Genomic DNA, 18,405 nt, shown 5'->3' with positions numbered 1-18,405 from the left:
GACCCCTACCGCCCCGACCCCGGAAGGCCCGCATGACCACCGCCGCCCAGCCGACCCGGCAGTACGCCGTCGGCTCCCTCGTCCACGCCCGGGGCCGGGAGTGGGTCGTGCTGCCCGACTCCACACCCGACCTGCTCGTCCTGCGCCCGCTCGGCGGCGCTGACGACGACATCGCGGGCGTCCTGCCCGGTCTGGAGACCGTCGTCCCCGCCACCTTCGCCCCGCCCACCCCCTCCGACCTCGGCGACCAGCAGGCCGCCGGGCTGCTGCGCACCGCCCTGCGCATCGGCTTCCGCTCCGGCGCGGGCCCCTTCCGGTCGCTCGCCTCGATCGCCGTCGACCCCCGCCCCTACCAGCTGGTCCCGCTGCTGATGGCGCTGCGTCAGGACACCGTCCGGCTGCTGATCGCCGACGACGTCGGTATCGGCAAGACCGTGGAGGCCGGGCTGATCGCCGCCGAGCTGCTGGCGCAGGGCGACGCCCGAGGCCTGGTCGTGCTGTGCTCGCCTGCCCTGGCCGAGCAGTGGCGGGCCGAGCTGTACGGCAAGTTCGGTGTCGACGCCCGTCTCGTGCTGCCGTCCACGATCGGCCGTCTGGAGCGTGAGACCCCGTACGGCCAGTCGGTGTTCCGCCCGGACGGCGCGTACGTCGTCTCCACCGACTTCATCAAGTCCCCCCGCCACCGCGAGGACTTCCTGCGCCACTGCCCCGACCTGGTGATCGTCGACGAGGCGCACTCCTGTGTCTCCGACACCACGGTCGGCGCGTCCGCCCGCTCCTCCCAGCAGCGGTACGCGCTGCTGCGCGCCCTCGCTGACCGGACCGACCGCCACCTCCTGCTGGTCACGGCCACCCCGCACAGCGGCAAGGAAGAGCCCTTCCGCCGACTGATCGGCCTGCTCGACGACCGCTTGGCCGCCGTCCCCTTCGACACCGACGCGGGCCGCAGGCTGCTCGCCGAGTTCTTCGTGCAGCGCCGTCGCGCCGACATCCGCGAGGACTTCCAGGACGGCGCGCACTTCCCGTCCTCTCGGGACACCGCCGAGACCGCCTACACCCTGCACCGCGACTACAAGAAGCTCCTCGACGAGGTTTTGTCGTACGCCCGCGAGACCGTACGCGCGGCCGACGGCGCCCTCCAGCAGCGTCAGCGCTGGTGGTCCACGCTTGCCCTGCTGCGCACCCTGTCCTCCTCTCCGGCCGCCGCCGTGCAGTCCCTGAACACGCGCGCCGGCGTCGAGGAGGCGGACACCCCCGCCGAGGCGGACCGCACCGGGGAGCGCACCGTCTCCGACCCGGCCGACAGCGAGACCCCCGAGTCCGCGGACGCCGTACCGGGCACCCGCCTCCCCACGGCCACCGGAGCCCCGGCCGCTGGCACCGAGGCCGACGACCAGGAGAAGGCCCGCCTGGTCGCCATGGCCGAATCTGCCAAGAAGCTCTACGGCCCGACCCGCGACGCCAAGCTGAAGAAGCTGATCGCGACCGTCTCCGACCTCCTTGACGAGGGCTACCGGCCCATCGTCTTCTGCCGCTACATCGCCACCGCCGACTACGTGGCCGACCACCTCAAGAAAATCCTCAACAAGAAGGGCACCGAACACCCGGTCGCGGTGGCCTCCGTCACCGGCGAACTCTCGCCAGACCAGCGTGTCACCCGCATCGCCGAGCTGACCGGCACCGACGAGGAGGGCAACCCCGCGCCCGAGCGCCGCGTCCTGGTCGCCACCGACTGCCTCTCCGAGGGCGTCAACCTCCAGGAGTCCTTCGACGCTGTCCTCCACTACGACCTCGCGTGGAACCCGACCCGCCACGAGCAGCGCGAGGGCCGCGTGGACCGCTTCGGCCAGCGCACCGACGTCGTCAAGGCGCTCACCCTGTACGGCGCCGACAACCCCGTCGACGGCATCGTCCTCAACGTCCTGCTCCGCAAGCATGAGCGTATCCGCCGCGTCACCGGCATCTCCGTGCCCGTGCCGCAGGAGTCCGAGAGCGCGATGCAGGCCGTCTTCGAGGGACTGATCCTGCGCGGCGAGCGGTCGCCGTACGAGCAGGAGGGGCTGTTCGCGCAGGAGGAGGTGGCCGAGCAGCTGGAGATCGCCTGGCAGTCCTCCGCCGACCGGGAGAAACGCCACCGCTCCCGCTACGCCCAGCTCACCATCAAGAAGGACGAGGTCGCCGCCGAGGTCGACGAGGTCCGTGCCGCGCTCGGCACCGGCGAGGAGGTACGGGACTTCACCCGCCGCGCCTTGGGCGCCCTGCGCGGTATGCCCGCGGCGACGAAGCAGGGCGGCTTCACCGCGCACACCGACGCCCTCCCGCAGGGCCTGCGCGACACCATCGCGCACGCGCTCGGCCCCCGCCACCCCCGCCCGGTCGTCTTCCACGACGCCCCCAGCGCCCCGCGCGGAGAGGCCGCCCTCACCCGCACCGACCCGGTGGTCGCCGCCGTCGCCCGCTTCGTGCTGGACGCGGCCCTCGACGACGCAGGCAAGGTCCCCGAGTGGCAGCGCCCGGCCCGCCGCTGCGGAGTCGTCCGTACGACGGCCGTGGAGCGGAACACCACGCTCCTGCTGGTGCGCCACCGCTTCCAGCTGAACCTGCCCGCCCGTGACGGCTCGGTGCGCGAGCAACTCGCCGAGGACGCCCGCGTGGTCGCCTACCGCGGCCGGCCCGACGCCCCCGAATGGCTGCCGGAGGACGAGGCCGTGGCCCTCCTCGAAGCCCGCGCCACACAGAACACCGACCCGAGGTTCGCCGCCGAGCACATCGCCGAGATCCTGGCCGCCCTGCCCGCGATCATGCCCGAACTACGGGACCAGTCGGCCGAGTTGGGCCGCACCCTGGAGGCCTCGCACCGCCGGGTCCGCACCGCCTCCCGCGCCCGCCTCGCGGGCCTGAAGGTCGTCCCCCAGGGCGACCCGGACATCCTGGGCGTGTACCACTACCGCCCGGCCCCGACGTTCCCCCAGGGAGTGGGCGCATGAGTACCGCCAGGACCCTCGTCACCGACTCCGTCGCCACCGTCGGCGGCCTCCTGCCCTACGACCTCCTGGTCCGGATCAAGGAGGGCAAGGAGCAGACCGGCTCCAAGCCCGCCGACTACCGCCTGTACGCCAAGGGCGACTCGGTACGGGACGCCGCCGAGCGCTCCTGGGGCTATCTGCGCGGCGTGTGGGCCTCCTACCAGGACGCCCTGGCCCGCGACGGCGCCGACGCCGATCCCGGCGTGCACGCGGTCGGCGTCACCACCGAACGCTGGCTGCTGCCCCTCTTCGAGCAGCTCGGCTTCGGCGCCCTCACCCCCGTCCCCGCGCCCGGCCTGCCCTCCCACGACCGCGAGAAGGACTTCGAGGTCAGCCACCACTGGGCGCACGTCCCCGTCCACCTCACCGGCTGGAACGTCCCCCTCGACACACGCACCACCGAACTGGCCAAGCAGGCCCCCCAGTCGATGGTGCAGGAGTACCTCAACCGCTCGGCGGACTCCACCCTCTGGGGCGTCCTCTCCAACGGCCGCCAGCTGCGCCTGCTGCGCGAGTCAGCCTCCCTCACCGGCGCCGCGTTCATCGAGTTCGACCTCCGGGCGATCTTCGACGGCGACCGCTCCGACGACTTCGTCCTCCTGTGGCGCCTGCTGCACCGCACCCGCTTCGAACCCCGCGCCGAGGGCGAGCCGGCCGCGACCTGCCCGCTGGAGAAGTGGCGCACCGAGGCCATCGACAGCGGCACGCGCGCGCTGAAGGAACTCCGCAAGGGCGTGGAGAAGGCCCTGACCGTGATCGGCACGGGCCTGATCACCCACCCCGACAACGCCGACCTGCGCGACGCCCTGCGCACCACCCGCGACAAGAACGTCCGCGACGACCTCCACCCTGCCCTGCTGCGCCTCGCCTACCGTCTGCTGTTCCTCTTCGTCACCGAGGACCGCGACCTGCTCCTGCACCCCGACGCCACCGAGCAGGCCCGCGACACGTACGAGAAGTACTTCTCCACGGCCCGCCTGCGCCGCGTCGCCCGCCGCACCGGCACCCTCCACGGCGACCAGTGGCAGGCGTTGCGGCTGGTCATCGAGGGCCTCGGCACCCCCGGCGGCCGACCCGAACTCGGACTCCCGGCGCTGGGCGGCCTGTTCGAGCCCACCGCCACGGACGCGATCCTGGACGGCCTCAGTCTGTCCAACCAGTCCCTGTACGAGGCCGTACGCGCCCTGTCCGAGGTGTACGACGCCAAGCTGGGCCGCCCCCGCAAGGTCGACTACCGTCACCTCGGCGCCGACGAGCTCGGCTCGGTCTACGAGTCCCTGCTCGAACTGGAGCCGCGCCTCGGCGAGGGCAACGAGTACGTCCTGGCCAAGCTGGACGGCAACGACCGCAAGACCTCCGGCTCCTACTACACCCCGTCCCCGCTCATCGACTGCCTCCTCGACTCCACTCTCGACCCGGTCATCGACCAGGCCGTCCGCTCCGGTACGACGAAGAAGGAGCGCGAGGACGCGCTGCTCGCCCTGACGGTGTGCGACCCCGCCTGCGGCTCCGGCCACTTCCTGGTCGCCGCCGCCCGCCGTATCGCCCGCCGCCTCGCCGAGATCCGCACCGACGACCCCGAGCCGAGCGCTGAGGACGTACGGCACGCGCTGCGGGACGTCATCGCCCGGTGCGTGTACGGCGTCGACCTCAACGAGATGGCCGTGGAGCTGGCCAAGGTGTCGTTGTGGATCGAGGCGATGAGGCCGGGCCGTCCGCTCACCTTCCTCGACGCCCACATCAAGCACGGCAACGGCCTCCTGGGCACCACGCCGAAGCTGCTGGCCGGTGGCCTGCCCGACGACGCGTTCAAGCCGCTGGAGGGGGACGAGTCGAAGCATGTCACCGACCTGAAGAAGCGCAACGCGGCGGAGCGGACCGGGTGGAAGATCGCGCTGCGCCACGGGGCGAACCAGGACGCCCTGTTCGCGGAGGAGGAGGTGCTGGCCGAGTCCAACTCGGCGTTCGGCGAGACGGTCTCGGCGATCACGGGGACGGACTCGCAGGAACTGGAGGACGTCCGGAACCAGGCCAAGGCATACCGCGAGCTGACCACCTCCCCGAACTACATCCGGGCACTGGAGCTGGCCGACGCCTGGTGCGCGGCGTTCGTCTGGAACAAGACGAAGACGGCGACGCCGCCCGCGCTGACCACGAAGTCCCTGCTGACCCTGCACTCCGAGGACGGCGGCGCGAGCCTGCCGCGCGGGACGGTGGAGGAGGTCGTGCGGCTGCGGGAGGAGTATCACTTCTTCCACTGGCACCTGGAGTTCCCGGAGGTGTTCCGGGTTCCGGCGGATGCGGGGGCGCCGGGGGTGGACGAGCGGACCGGGTGGAAGGGCGGGTTCAGTTGTGTGCTGGGGAATCCGCCGTGGGAGCGGGTCAAGCTCCAGGAGCAGGAGTTCTTCGCCACCCGTGACGAGAAGATCGCGAACGCCGCGAACAAGGCGGCCCGCGAGCGCATGATCGACGCGCTGGCCGAGAGCGAGGAGGAGACGGACCGCACGCTGCACACCGAGTTCATCGATGCGCGCCGCCTCTCCGAGGGCGTCAGCCATCTGCTGCGCGACTCGGGCCGCTTCCCGCTGGCCGGACGCGGCGACGTCAACACGTACGCCGTCTTCGCCGAGGCCGCCTCCCTGGGCATCGCGCCGATCGGGCGGCTGGGCCTGGTCCTGCCGACGGGGATCGCCACCGACGCGACGACGGCGCCGTTCTTCTCGGACCTGGTGCGTACGGCCCGTCTCGCGTCGTTCCTGGACTTCGAGAACGAGGCGTTCATCCTCAGCCGGGACGTGGATCACCGGGTGCGTTTCTCCCTGCTCACGGCCACTGGCGTCGGCGCGCGCGTCGACGAGGCGTCCTTCGCCTTCAGCACCCGGTACATGGAGGACCTGGACGGCCGGCGGTTCGCCATGCCCCCGGAGGAGATCCTGCTGGTCAACCCCAATACGGGCACACTTCCGGTATTCCGCACCCGACGGGACGCGGAGATCACCCTCGGGATCTACCGCCGGGTCCCGGTGCTGATGAAGGAGCCGGACGAGAACGGCTGGGGCGGGACCAACCCGTGGGGCCTGACGTTCATGCGTATGCTCGACATGGCCAACGACTCCCACCTGTTCAAGGGCAAGCAGGAACTGGCGGACGAGGGCTGGCAGTTGACCGGCAACGTCTACACGCGCGTCGATGAAGAGGGGAAGACACGCCGCTATCTCCCGCTGTACGAGGCGAAGATGCTCCACCACTTCGACCACCGCCTCGGTACGTACGAGGGCCAGACCCAGGCCCAGGCCAACGTCGGCACCCTCCCGCGCGTGACGCCGGAACAGCACGACGATCCCGACTTCGCTCCGATGCCCCGGTACTGGGTGCCGGAGCAGGATGTGGACTCCGGCAAGCGGGACAAGAAGGGCAACCGGATCATGTGGGCGGGGGTGGAGACGCGGCTGGCAGACAAGAAGTGGTACGAGAACTGGCTTCTGGGGTGGCGTGATGTGGCTCGGTCCACCGACACCCGAACCATGATCAGCTCGGCGCTTCCCGCTTACGGAGTAGGAGACAAGTTCCTGCTGGCCTTCGCGCCCGACGATACTGCCGTTCTGCTCTCGGTCTTCAACTCGTTCGTCTTCGACTACGTGACGAGGCAGAAGTTGTCGGGCACCGCGCTGAAGTACTTCGTGCTGCGCCAGCTCCCCGCCGCCACGCGGGTCGAAATCGCGGCGCTGGATGGACTGCTCGGCGGTAACGCGATGAGCTGGATTACCTCACGCTCGCTGGAACTCTCCTACACATCCCAAGACATGGCTCCCTTCGCCAGGCACCACAGAGACGAGGGCGCCCCCTTCCGGTGGGACGGCGCACGCCGCGAACTTCTCCGTGCGGAGCTGGACGCGGCCCTGTTCCATGTGTATGGACTCAGCCACGCGGACGTGGAGTACGTGATGGACACGTTCCCCACGGTCAGAAAGCGGGAGGAGGCCCTACAGGGGACTTACCGAACCAAGGACCTCATCCTCGACATCTACGACCGTATGGAGCACGCGCGAGCGGCTGGCGACGAGTACCGAACGGTGCTGGACCCGCCGCCGGGCAAGGGCCCGCGTCGCGCGGCCTGAGCGTCGCAGCCTCGGGTGGGTGGGTCAGATCAGAACCCGTCCCGCCCGAGGTCCGCGACGAACCCGGCCCACGCGCCCCGCGTGAACGCGAGCTGTGGACCGCTCTGTTCCTTGGAGTCCCGTACGCGGACGGCGGTCCGGTCGGCGGCGACCTCGACGCACGCACCCCCTTCGCCGCTGCTGTAGCTGCTCTTGAACCAGTCCAGCCGTGTGGGCTGTTCGGCGTTCATCGGTCTCCCAGCATCTTCTCGATCAGGGTCAGTGACTCTTCTGGCGTGAGCGCCTGCGCCCTGATGCTGCCGTAGCGTGCGGCAAGGATACGGACCTCGTCCGGGTCGGTGATCAGACGGCTGATGTGCTGCACCTCCAGATAGGCCACCTGTGGCTTGCCCTTCGGTGTGAGCATGATGAACGGCCCGCCCAGGCTGGGGTGTTCCTTGCGGTCCATCGGCAGCACCTGGAGTTCGACGCTGCGCAGTCTGCTGAACCTCAGCAGTGCTTCAAGTTGCTCGTAATGAACGTCCCACCCACCGAGAGGGCGGCGCAAGACTGATTCCTCGATGGTGAACGTCGTGAACGGCGGCGGCCAACGCTTGAAGATCTCCTGGCGGTCCAACCGTGCGGTCACGCGCTGTTCGACGGTCTCCTCGTCCAACAGGGGTTGCCGCGTCCGGAACACCACCTGAGCGTGCGCCTTGGTCTGCAAGAGTCCGGGAACCGCAAGCGCGCTGTAGTCGTGGAGCTCAACCGCCTCCGCCTCCAACCGCGCATAATCCCTGAACCACTCCGGATGCCGCACCCTCCTCCGCGCCCTCGCCCGCTCCACATCCTCCGCAGCCGCAGCCAGCAGCCCCCCGCACTCCAGCAACTCATCCACTGCGACCAGCAGTTCAGGCTGAGGGGTCCGCCGCCCCCGCTCCACGGACGAGATGGTCTCCTCCCCGTACCCGAGCCGGTCGCCCAGCTCCTTCTGGCTCATCCCGGCCCGTACCCGCGCGACCTTGATCTGCCGCCCGAGCGCTCGGAACAGGCCGGCCACCTCGTCCGTACCGTCCGCCTCACTGCCGGTGGGAACCCCCGAACCGCCCGCCTGTGCCGCCATCCCGTACCACCGCCCACTTCCGTCGTACCAGGGGCGAACCGCCGAACGTCCGGCCAGGTCACGGCCGTACGCCCGGACATCCCGCCCTCCGCACCGGGACAGTCACCCTCCGTACCGCCCCGCACCCTCCACACAGTAGAAGCACTCCGTCACTCTCGGTGAGGTGATCCAGCAAACCGTCACCGTCACCGGTGAACCGACCGCCACCATCCACCACTTCCGCCTCACGTTCCCCACCAGCAGACACGGCGCCCACACCGCCCGCCACGCAGCCGAGCGCTGGCTCGCCGACCGGCGGGACTGTCCGGAGGCCGCGGCCGGCGAGGAGGGCGCGGCCACGGCCTCCCTCCTCATCGCGGAACTCACCGCGAACGCCGCCCTGCACGGCCGCGTACGGGGTCGCCACGCCCGCCTCGCCCTGACCCTCACGGCCGGCACCCTGCGGATCGAGGTCACGGACGCCCGGGGTGACCGCCTGCCCGAACCCGGGCCGGGTGGGGATGGCGAGTCCGGGAGCGGTCTGCTGCTCGTCGCCTCGCTCGCCGGTGCCTGGGGATGCGAGCCCCACCACCCTGGTGGCAAGTCGGTCTGGGTCGAGTGCGTCTGGCGGCCGACTGCGACCCGGCAGTAACATGCGTGAGAAGAATAGAACGCGCGAGCTATTTCCTGTTCGGGTCCCGAGGGCCGCGCTGCCGGGTCATACTGAGGCAACGCGCCACGAGGCCGGAACCAGACGCCCTGCGTCCTTCGAACATGTACGACGGAGTAGAAGGATGAAGACGATGATCACGGACGAGCAACACCGCCTGTTGCTGCTCTGCGCTCTCAGGCAAGAGGGCGCGACACTCGACTGGAAGCTGTTGGCCAGAGTCGCGCAGCGGCCGGGCGGGCTTGACGAGCTGTACCGGGGACGGGTGCCCGAGAAGTCCAAGGCGGCTGCGAAGGCCGAGGAACTGCTCAGCGCGACGCTCGGCTCCCTCCAGGACGAGGAGGCGAGGGTGGCCGTCGAGGCAGAGGCCGCCGAGCAGGCCGGTGCCCGCCTGGTCACCGTCCTGGACGACGACTATCCGGCGAACCTCCGCCTGATCCCAGACCTGCCGCCCTTCCTGTGGGTCCGCGGGAACCTGGAGGACCGGGACGCCCGGTCCGCAGCCGTCGTCGGGACGCGGGACGTGAGCGAGGACGGAAGCAGGCGGGCGGCACGGATGGCCCGCGGGCTGGCCGAGCACTCAGTCGTGGTGACCTCTGGTCTGGCCCGCGGCGTCGACACCGCGGCCCACACGGCGACCCTCGACGCGGGCGGCCGCACGGTCGCTGTGATCGGCACAGGGATCGCCGCGCCCATGTACCCGGCGGAGAACCGGGGCCTCGCCGAACGGATCGTTGCCGAGGGCGGCGCCGTCGTCTCCCAGTTCTGGCCGTCGTCCGGTCCGGCCCGCTGGACCTTCCCCCGCCGCAACGTCACCATGAGCGGCTTCACCCAGGGCACGGTCGTCATCGAGGCCTCCCGCACCTCGGGCGCGAAGATGCAGGCGCGCATCGCCTCGGAGCACGGCAAGCGGGCGTTCCTGCTGCGCTCCCTGGTCGCCGCCCAGCCATGGGCGGCGAAGATGCTGGAGGAGGGGCGCGCGACCGTGGTCGACGAGCTAGCCGACGTACTGGACGGGCTGGCCGGAGCGGAACAGATGCGCAAGGCGGGTGAGCAGCGCCAGCAGCTCGCGCTGGCCATCCTGTGAGACACGTCGAGGGACTCGAACCCCTAGGCTTCCCGCACTGCGCCCGCTGCCCGTACTACCTGGGAGGCAGCGCCTCCATATGTGCCACGTGCGCGGCTCGCTCCTTGGAACTTGTTCCCGACGCCCACTGTCCGGTGTGCAGCCAGGCGCTCGGAGTGGCACGCCGGTGCACCAACGCGTTATGCGGACTGCCTACGCACGAACGAGGGTTCAGCCGGGTCGACGCCGTCGCGATGTTCTCGGGCGACCTGGAGAACGCTGTGCGGCGCCTGAAGTATGACGGGGCCTGGGGTTGGGCCACCATCTTCGGGCGCCTGGTCGTCGGGTGGATGGAGCGCAACGCGGACCGGATGGCTGGCGCCGATTTAATCGTCGGCAACCCCACCTGGACGGGCCGCACTCCGATCCGGCACATCGAGGAGATCCTGAAGGCCGCCGCCGTCGAGGACGTCGCCGGCCGCTGGCCTTTCCCGACCTCCCCGGTCCTGGTCAAGCCTGTGGACACCGACCGCTCGGCCGGGAAGAACCGTGAGGCCAAACGCCTCGCGGCCGCCGCCCACGCCAAGGCCATCCGCATCGAGCGGCGCGTACAGGACCGCACCCTCCTGCTCTTCGACGACCTGTTCACCACCGGCCAGCAAATGCAGGCCGTCGCCCGCCTACTGCGCGAGGCGGGCGCGGCTGAGGTGAGAGGCCTCGTCCTCGCTCGCGCCCCGTGGCGAGGGGCGGACCGCCAGGGGGCACTCTTCGACTCGTGACCATCGACCGGTGCTCCCTGAGCCCTGTCTCAGCCCGCGTCCCGGCTCTCCCAACGGTCCCGAAGCCACATCAAAGCCTCGACGAGCAGCTCTCGGTTGCGGTCGTCTTCCAGCACGGACAGCAGGAAGCTGGGGTCCGGCCCCGGCTTTCTCTCCTGGAGGTCGACACCTTCAAGTTCGTTGAGGAGCCTGAGGAATTCGGCACGCAGGGCGTGGTCGGTGAAAGGCTCATGCACGGCCAGAGTCTGGAAGGTGACGTACGCAGTGCCGCCCCCTGGACTCGGGAGCAGGCCCAATGGCGAGATCCCACTGCCCGGGGTGCCCGCCTCACCCAGCGTGAGGTTCGCGCCGATGACGTGGTCGTTTCCCAGGTGGAGGATTGAGCCGGCGATTTCTTCCCAGCGGTCGAAGAGGGCGCGCACCGCCTCCACCGTCCCGGAGGAATTGTTTCTCGCGAGCTGGCGGAAGAACCGCCTCTCAGGGGAGTTCTCCGCCACGAGCTGAAGGTAGAACGGGTCGGCGTGCGTCTGCTCAACCTGGATTTCCGGGGTGGGCTGCGCTGCGTTCTCCTCGCCGTCGGCCTGGTCGTCTTCAGCTGCGCCGACCAGCAGAGCGAGGTCGTCTGCGTAGAGGCGCTGCGCCGGATCGGCGGCTCCGTTGGTCGTAAAGCGCACACCGTCGGCGCTCAGCCGGGCGCGGACGTCTCCTCCCGCGTCCTGAGGTGTCCAGCGGAAGCCGTCGGAGACCTTGCCCTCGGAGGTGAGCACCCGGTACGCGTTGGCCACCCCCGGCGTATTGGCCAGATGGTTGCCCACGGCCTGGGCGCCGGAGCCGATGAACGCCGCGAGATCGCCGTACGACGTCCAGGTGCCGTGGGGGAGCGCGGCGAGCACCTGGTGGGCCAGGTTCCAGTCCCGGCTCCGCTCCGCTCGGCCGACTCCGCGCAGCGGGGCCGGCCACAGCGCGATCGCCCGGTCGGCGAGTTCGTCGGCACGGGTGCGGATCTCGTTCGCGCCCCACCGCTCTGTGGCCGCGATGCGGCGGTTCATCTCCAGATGGCTGCCCTGGAGCAGGCCCTGCTTGCGCTCGAAGGGGTGATTGGACAACTCCGCGTTCACCGCGGTGAGCGTCAGGTTCCCGAGCGTGTGCTGGAGTCGGGCGTGCAGGTCCTCCGCGCTCTCGCCGTCGACCACGTCCTCGCTCAGCATCCGGAGCCACTCGTCGCCCGGCGACTGCGGCATGACGTGCTCGATGGTGAGCTGCGCGGTGGCGAAGTCGACTGGTTCGGGATGCTCGTAGCTCTCCTCTAGGCGCTGGAGCACCATCTTCCGCTGGTGCCCGCGGCCGAACTTGTAGAAGGGCGCCGTCCGAACCTTCTCGCGCAGTTCGTCGTCGTCGGGCCAGAAGCGGTTCTCGGCGGAGAGGAGCTGGTGCAGTCCGTCGGCGACGGCCACGTCCAGCGGGAGCTGTCCGGGCACCGCCTGGAAGATCCTGTTGAGGTTGTTCGTCGGCACCCGGCACATCATCCGGCGCACCAGGAAGCTCTCGATGTACGACATCGCGCGCGCCGTGTCCGCGGAATCCAGCTCCCCTCGCTGGCGCCGGTCGAGCAGGAGCATCAGCGCGGGATAGGTGACCTGGGCCTGCCAGGTGTCAAGCCGGTGCAGATGGGCGCGGACCGCTTTGTTCGCCTCCTCCTCGGGGTGGAGCAGTCGACGGAAGAGGGCGCCGCGCCGGTACAACTCCTGGATGTACGCCTCGATCTCCGCCTCGCTGACCTCACCCCGCTCGAAGCGCTGCTGCTGAGCCGCATACAGGTCCTGGCGGCGGACCCGGTCGTCCCCGTCGAGCACCAACTGAAGCCACATGAGCTGTTCCAGCTCGTCGTTGCTCAGACTGTCCTGCAGCGGAAGCCAGTAGGTCTCGTAGATGTGCTCACCGCGGGTGGGCAGCCGCATGAACAGGTAGTTGCGCAGCAGGTCGGCTTGGCTCAGCTTGAGGCCGGTGTTGTTGAGGGACTCGAAGATGCGGTGCACGTTGTCAGCGCGTTCGGCTGTCACCGCCACCAGCGTGAGCCGGGAGGTGATGGCCTCCTCGATGCGGAGCACGTCCTGCGGGGCGGCCGGATCGGCGGCCTCGACGAGCTTGCGGCGGAAGAAGCCGTAGGCGGCGGCCACGGCTCCGCCGGCGGCCTGCTCCGAGAGCGGCCCGCGAACGTATGCCGCGAACTGCGCCCGATCAGCCTGGGTCGGCAGTAGCCGGAGGCGATCGCTGCCGTTCTTGCGCTTGTTGATGAGGTATTCCTCGTCGATGCGCTCGGCCTCGTCCGGCTCGCCGTCCGCTATGTGATCGCGGATCGCGGCCAGGGCGAGCGACAGCGTGGTCAGCCGCTGCTGGCCATCGACGACGAGCCAGCGGGGGAACGTCGCTTCGTTCTGCGGCGACGGCGCGAGCACCACGGACCCCAGGAAATGTGTGCTCGCCTTCTCTCCGGACTCCAGCAGCTCGGCCTGCTCCAGGATGTCGGTCCACAACTGTCTGAGCTGCTTCTCCGTCCAGGAGTACGTCCGCTGATAGAGCGGCACCTGGAACTGCTGTGCCCTGCCCTGGACGAGATCGGCGAACAGCGTCTCCTTCGCCTGCACGGCGTCCCCCTCGGTGATCGGTCCGGTCGTAGCGCGTGGGAAAGACCTTAGGGCTTCCTGCTGACAGCCAGGGGTGCTTCAGCCCTCGTCCAGGCACGCACACCACAGCGCGTGGGCCCGGTCCATCTCGTCAAGTGCCGCCCGCGTGAACCCAGCGTCCAGGAAGGCCCGGTCGACGATCCGTTCCGCGAGTGCGACCAGGTGCGCCGCGACCTGCTCCACCCGCTCCCTGCGCACGCGGTCCTGAACCCGCGCCAGGCGTTCCTGACGTTCCCAGAGGTCGGCGAGGCTCGTGCCTGGCTCTTCCTCGTCGTCGTACACGGACGGCACGCGGGGCAGCAGGTCGGCGGTGAGAGCGGGGACGGAATTCAGGGCGGCCGGCTCGTCCGGTCCGCCGTTGCCGAGGATGCGGTTGGCGATCGTACGGACGGCCTCGGAGCGTTCGACGCGAGCCGCCTGGGCCCGCAGGGCGCCGAGCAGTGCCGGGACCTCGGCCCGGGCCCGGCGCCGCAGGGTCTCCGCGAGTGCGGTCGTCAGGTCCTCGCCCAGGTCCGAGGCGTCGTCCAGTACGTCGTTCGCCGCGCCGACCTCCTCGAAGGCGCGCTGCGCGGTGAGGGCCGCCTCGGTCAGCAGGGCGATGTCCTCGGCGGTCGGCTTCACGCCCGCCTTCAGCCGGGCTACGGCCGCGTCCAGAGGGTCACCGGCCAGATCGAAGAGGTCCACGCAGTCGTCTTCCACGGCGAGTTGGCCGTCCGTATCCGGTTCCAGCAGTGTCATCTCCCCAACAACCCCCGCGCTCGCGATGCCCCTGTGTCGTACAGCGACTCCTGCGACGAATCATGGAGGTTTTCGTAAACTGAGTCAACAGATACTCTGTTGGTCGGTGTTGTCGAAGGGTGGGGAACATGCCGCAGATCGCGATCACCAACACGTTCTGGGAGGGCGTCGACCGGCTGGACAAGCCGGCCCGCGCCCGCGTCCACAAGGCGATGGCCAAGTTCCAGCAGCTGACGGTCCCGCAACTCCACGCGGACAAGGGGCTGCACCTGGAGTCGGTGGTCAGCTCGCGCGACCCGCGGATGCGGACCATCCGCGTCGACGACGGCCTGCGCATAGTGCTGCTCGCGCCCGATGACGGCAGCGACCTCTTCGTCTTCGTCCACGTCGTCCCCCACGACAAGGCCTACTCCTGGGCCCGCCGACGGCTCTACACGGTCAACTCCGTGACCCGCTGCCTCGAAGTACGCGACCTGACCGCCATGGAACAGATCACCCCGCTCTTCGCTCAGGAGGCCGCCGCGGCCCCTCAACTCCTGTTCGCCCCCTGGTCGGACACCGTCCTGCGGCACCTCGGCGTCGACGACGTCACCCTGCGGGCGGCCCGCACCGTCACCAGTAAGGCGCAGCTTGAGGCGTTCGGGTCGCTGATGCCGGAGGACCAGTACGAGGCGCTGTGGCTGCTCGCCGAGGGACTCGACCCCGACGACATCTACCGGGACCTCGTCGCCGTACGCCAGAAGACGACTGTCGCCGAGAGCGCGGCGGGGGAGGACACCGCCGGGGACGACCTGGCCTCCGCCGTCACCCGCACCCGCAGCCGTATCGCGCTCGTCACCGGCCCCGACGAACTCGCCGACATCCTGACCAAGCCCTTCGCCGCCTGGCGGATCTTCCTCCACCCCACCCAGCGGCGCATCGCCTACCGGCCCGCCTATGCCGGACCCGCCCAGATCACTGGCGGTCCCGGCACCGGAAAGACGGTCGTGGCCCTGCACCGGGTCAAGCACCTCCTGGACCGGGCAACCGACACACGCGTCCTCCTCACCACCTTCACCGGAGCCCTGGCCCGCTCCCTCCAGAGCAGCCTCGCCCTGCTGCTCGACCACGACCCGGCGCTGCTCGCCCGTGTCGACGTCACCACCGTCGACGCCGTTGCCCACCGCGTCGTACGGCAGCTGCGTGGCAACCCGGGGACCGCGCTCGGTGACCGGGACGAGCGCACCCGCTGGCAGCGCGTGGCCCGCCGCCTCGAACTGCCCTGGAACGAGGCGTTCCTGTCCCAGGAGTACCGGCATGTGGTTCTCGCCCAGGACCTGCGGAGCGAGGAGGAGTACCTGGCGTGCGAACGGCGTGGACGCGGCAGCGCGCTCGGGCAGACCCAGCGGCGGCGCGTCTGGCAGGCCGTGACCCTGTTCGAGGACGGCCTGACCCGTGACCGGGCGCACACCTGGCTCCAGGTCTGCGCCGAGGCCACCCGGCTGCTGCGCGACAAGCCGGGTGCGGGACCGTCGTACGACCATGTCGTCGTGGACGAGGCGCAGGACCTGCACCCGGCGCAATGGCGCCTGCTGCGCGTCCTGGCGGCCGAAGGCCCCGACGACCTGTTCGTCACCGGCGACCCGCACCAGCGGATCTACGACGCCCGGGTCTCGCTGCGCTCCCTCGGCATCTCCGTCGCGGGACGCAGCGGACGACTGCGCGTCAACTACCGCTCCACCGAGGAGATCCTGCGCTGGGCCCGCAGCCTGCTCGACAGCGAGCCCGTCGCCGACCTGACCGGCGACGCCCACGACACCCTCACCGGATACCGCTCGCTGCTGCACGGCGCACAGCCCGTGTGCGAAGGGCACGGGAGGGAGAACGAGGAGGCCGACGCGGTCGTGCGCCGGGTGCGCGACTGGATGGACGCCGGTGTCGCCCCCTCGGACATCGCCGTCTGCGCCCGCTTCAACACCCTGGCGGGCAAGCTCGGCGACCGCCTCGCCGCGGCCGGCATCCCCGTGGTGCGGGTGCGGGACGGGGAGCCGGAGAGCGCGGTCGGGGTGCGGGTGTCGACGCTGCACAGCATGAAGGGGCTGGAGTACCGGTGCGTCGCTGTTGCCGGAGTCACCCGGTCCGCCTTCCCGTTCACGCCGGCCGTCACCCCGGCCGAGGTGGACCGCATCCAACACACCACCGACCTGGCCGCCGAGCGATGCCTGCTGTTCGTCGCCTGCACCCGGGCGCGGGAGGCGCTGTACGTGTCGTACAGCGGGCGGGCCAGTGAGTTCCTCGCGGCTTGATGCAGGGCGTGGGCTCCGGCACCGCCTCAGTCCGGAGCCCCATGGATCTTGTCGACTCCCGTGCGGTGGCGACGGACAGTCGTGATCTCACGCCCGTCGTGCACCACTCGGAACCACTCGTCCGCTACCAGGACGGTGACGGTTCTCGCGTGCCACTGCATGCCCACGTGAATCCTCTGATGGCCGACCACGATGAATCCTCCGGGCCTGTAGACCCTTCGGCGCACACAGGGGGCGTCGGAGGCGAACTCGGTGGGAGGCCCGGCCGCGTCGCTCGGTACGGCGCGCGACGGCTCGCGGACCGTTCGGGCGGCGCGGATCCGGTACACGTCGATCTGCTCCCGCAGGTTCGTCAGGGCCTTGGACTCGATCTGGCGGATCCGTTCCCGGGTGAGGTTCAGCTCCGCTCCGATCGCTTCGAGGGTGAGCTCGGGACCGTCGTCGAGTCCGAGCCGGAGGGTCATCACCCGGCGCTCTCGTTCGGAGAGGCAGCTGAACAGATCACGGACTTCTTCCGGGGACAGGTCACCGTAGTAGAAGTCCGGTTCGGTCCAGTGCGGTCCCTGAATGCTCCGGTCCGCTTCCTCGTGCAAGGCGTCGTCACCGATGGACTCGGTCAGGTCTTCCAGGGGGAGTGTTCGGCGGACCCGGGCCAGTAGGACGTGCGCCTCGTCAACGGCGACACCCGCGCGGGCGGCCACTGTGGGGAGAGCGTCGGTGGGTGACTCGTGCCCCAACTCCCGTGCCGCCTTCCGTAGCGCGGCCAGGGTTTCGTGCGCGTGGGCGGGGATCCGTATCGTGCGGCCTTTGTCTGTCAGGGCCCGTGTGATCGCCTGCCGGATCCACGTGACGGCATACGTCGAGAACTTGTTCCCCTTGAGGTGGTCGAACTTCTCGATGGCGCGCAGCAGGCCGAGGTTGCCCTCCTGGATCAGATCCATGAGGTCCAGCCCGCGGCCCGTGTACCAGGTGGCCACGCTGACCACCAGCCGGAGGTTCGCCTGGGCGAAGTCCGTGAACGCCAGTTCCCCGAGCCGGACCAGCTGTTCCAGCTCACGCCGCAGTTTAGGAGCGATCTTCCGGCCGGCCTCGTCCAACTTCTCGCGAGCCAGCAGTCCCGCCTCGATGGCCTGGGCCAGCTCCGCCTCCTGTTGCCGGGAGAGCAGCGGGAACCTGCCGATCTCCTTGCGGTAGTGCGTGAAAGCGTCGCCCACGGCCTGACGTGGGGAAGCGTCCTCCTCCGGGGACTCGGCGACGGGCTTGGGGCGGGGGCGGGGCAAAGGCGGCACGGTGAGCGCGGTGGTAGGACCGACGGGCGTTTCGTACGGCTTCTCGGCCCGCAGGGGCGGCCGGGACGCGGAGGGAAAGCCGGGACCGAGCGCTCGCACGGTCAACGCGGAAAGGTCCAGCCTGCTGTCCTGCTCCAGCTCAAGGGTGAAGCGTGGTGGTCGGTGTGGTTCCGGCTCCGGCCCCGCCGGAACGCTGCGTTCACCTTGGGTGTCGCTCAACGGCCCGGCCGTCGCGGGAAGCTCTGGCGCGGCCGGGACCGCCGAACAGCCTCCCAGACCGAACGCGGCCACCGCGACCGGAGGCAGTGCGACCCCCTCCGCCATCACCCGGCCTAGCACCTCGGCCACCACCGCGGTGTCCACGCCGGCCAGCAGTCCCCGCAAGGCCACCGGGGTCAGGGCTCGCTGTGGCCCCGCGGCAGTCACCAGCGCCTCATGCAACACGGCCGGCGTCCCGGCCTCGGTGTCCGTCGTCATCAGCGTGCCCCCCGTGTGCCGTACTGCGGTGCGACGAGCCTCTCGCATTGCACCACCCACCACTGACAATCAGTCACGCCCCGGGTAGAACGCACCGTTCACCTGCGGATTCCCCCTGCTCCTTATGTGAAGGAATGGTAGAACGTACAACGATGGTCGGTCCCGGGCGAGATCGGTACGTCCGAGACGGGG

11 protein-coding genes are annotated in these 18,405 nt (G+C 70.1%); 6 read left to right on the top strand and 5 right to left on the bottom strand.

Annotation, left to right across the window (positions count from 1 at the left end; translation table 11 throughout):
* Nucleotides 1-32: 32 nt before the first annotated feature.
* The gene (locus ABZ707_RS30770; RefSeq protein ID WP_360181244.1) at nucleotides 33-2,987 is read left to right on the top strand and encodes a helicase-related protein; all 2,955 of its coding nucleotides are present in this window, start codon (nucleotides 33-35) and stop codon (nucleotides 2,985-2,987) included.
* On the top strand, nucleotides 2,984-7,144 hold the full coding sequence (locus tag ABZ707_RS30765) for a DNA methyltransferase (RefSeq protein ID WP_360181241.1): 4,161 nt from the start codon (nucleotides 2,984-2,986) through the stop codon (nucleotides 7,142-7,144). Before ABZ707_RS30770 ends, ABZ707_RS30765 begins: the two co-directional genes overlap by 4 nt.
* A 29-nt stretch (nucleotides 7,145-7,173) precedes the next feature.
* Here the strand turns inward: ABZ707_RS30765 and ABZ707_RS30760 are convergent, their stop codons facing one another.
* On the bottom strand, nucleotides 7,174-7,374 hold the full coding sequence (locus tag ABZ707_RS30760) for a DUF397 domain-containing protein (RefSeq protein ID WP_360181239.1): 201 nt from the start codon (nucleotides 7,372-7,374) through the stop codon (nucleotides 7,174-7,176).
* Nucleotides 7,371-8,246, bottom strand: a complete 876-nt coding sequence (locus ABZ707_RS30755) for a helix-turn-helix transcriptional regulator (protein WP_360181236.1) — start codon at nucleotides 8,244-8,246, stop codon at nucleotides 7,371-7,373. The genes ABZ707_RS30760 and ABZ707_RS30755 overlap by 4 nt, the downstream gene beginning before the upstream one ends.
* Nucleotides 8,247-8,409: 163 nt before the next feature.
* Between ABZ707_RS30755 and ABZ707_RS30750 the strand changes: the two genes are divergently transcribed.
* From ABZ707_RS30750 to ABZ707_RS30740, 3 genes are all read left to right on the top strand, one after another.
* Entirely contained in the window at nucleotides 8,410-8,877 is a 468-nt protein-coding gene (locus ABZ707_RS30750; RefSeq protein ID WP_360181233.1) for an ATP-binding protein, read from the top strand.
* A 142-nt stretch (nucleotides 8,878-9,019) separates the two neighbouring features.
* Nucleotides 9,020-9,982 carry a DNA-processing protein DprA gene (locus ABZ707_RS30745; protein WP_360181230.1) on the top strand — a complete coding sequence of 321 codons (963 nt, stop codon included), beginning with the start codon at nucleotides 9,020-9,022 and terminating at the stop codon, nucleotides 9,980-9,982.
* A 104-nt stretch (nucleotides 9,983-10,086) separates the two neighbouring features.
* Nucleotides 10,087-10,740, top strand: coding sequence for a phosphoribosyltransferase family protein (locus tag ABZ707_RS30740; RefSeq protein ID WP_360181227.1), 654 nt, complete (start codon nucleotides 10,087-10,089; stop codon nucleotides 10,738-10,740).
* Between the two features lie 29 nt (nucleotides 10,741-10,769).
* On the opposite strand, the gene ABZ707_RS30735 is transcribed toward ABZ707_RS30740, so the two are convergent.
* Nucleotides 10,770-13,385, bottom strand: a complete 2,616-nt coding sequence (locus tag ABZ707_RS30735; protein WP_360181224.1) for a DUF262 domain-containing protein — start codon at nucleotides 13,383-13,385, stop codon at nucleotides 10,770-10,772.
* 78 nt (nucleotides 13,386-13,463) lie between these two features.
* The gene (locus ABZ707_RS30730) at nucleotides 13,464-14,162 is read right to left on the bottom strand and encodes a hypothetical protein (RefSeq protein WP_360181221.1); all 699 of its coding nucleotides are present in this window, start codon (nucleotides 14,160-14,162) and stop codon (nucleotides 13,464-13,466) included.
* A gap of 128 nt (nucleotides 14,163-14,290) precedes the next feature.
* Between ABZ707_RS30730 and ABZ707_RS30725 the strand changes: the two genes are divergently transcribed.
* Complete coding sequence (locus ABZ707_RS30725; protein ID WP_360181218.1) at nucleotides 14,291-16,447, top strand: UvrD-helicase domain-containing protein; 2,157 nt, start codon at nucleotides 14,291-14,293, stop codon at nucleotides 16,445-16,447.
* Nucleotides 16,448-16,473: 26 nt separating this feature from the next.
* Here ABZ707_RS30725 and ABZ707_RS30720 read toward each other — a convergent pair whose 3' ends face one another.
* Nucleotides 16,474-18,213: a sigma-70 family RNA polymerase sigma factor gene (locus ABZ707_RS30720; RefSeq protein ID WP_360181215.1), complete on the bottom strand. Its 1,740-nt coding sequence runs from the start codon at nucleotides 18,211-18,213 to the stop codon at nucleotides 16,474-16,476.
* Between the last annotated feature and the right edge of the window lie 192 nt (nucleotides 18,214-18,405).

This window comes from Streptomyces sp. NPDC006923 (genome assembly GCF_040635655.1).
In the GTDB taxonomy this organism is placed as follows: Bacteria; Actinomycetota; Actinomycetes; order Streptomycetales; family Streptomycetaceae; genus Streptomyces.
Note: the sequence above shows the minus strand (reverse complement) of the source record. Positions and strands in the feature narration are given on the sequence as shown.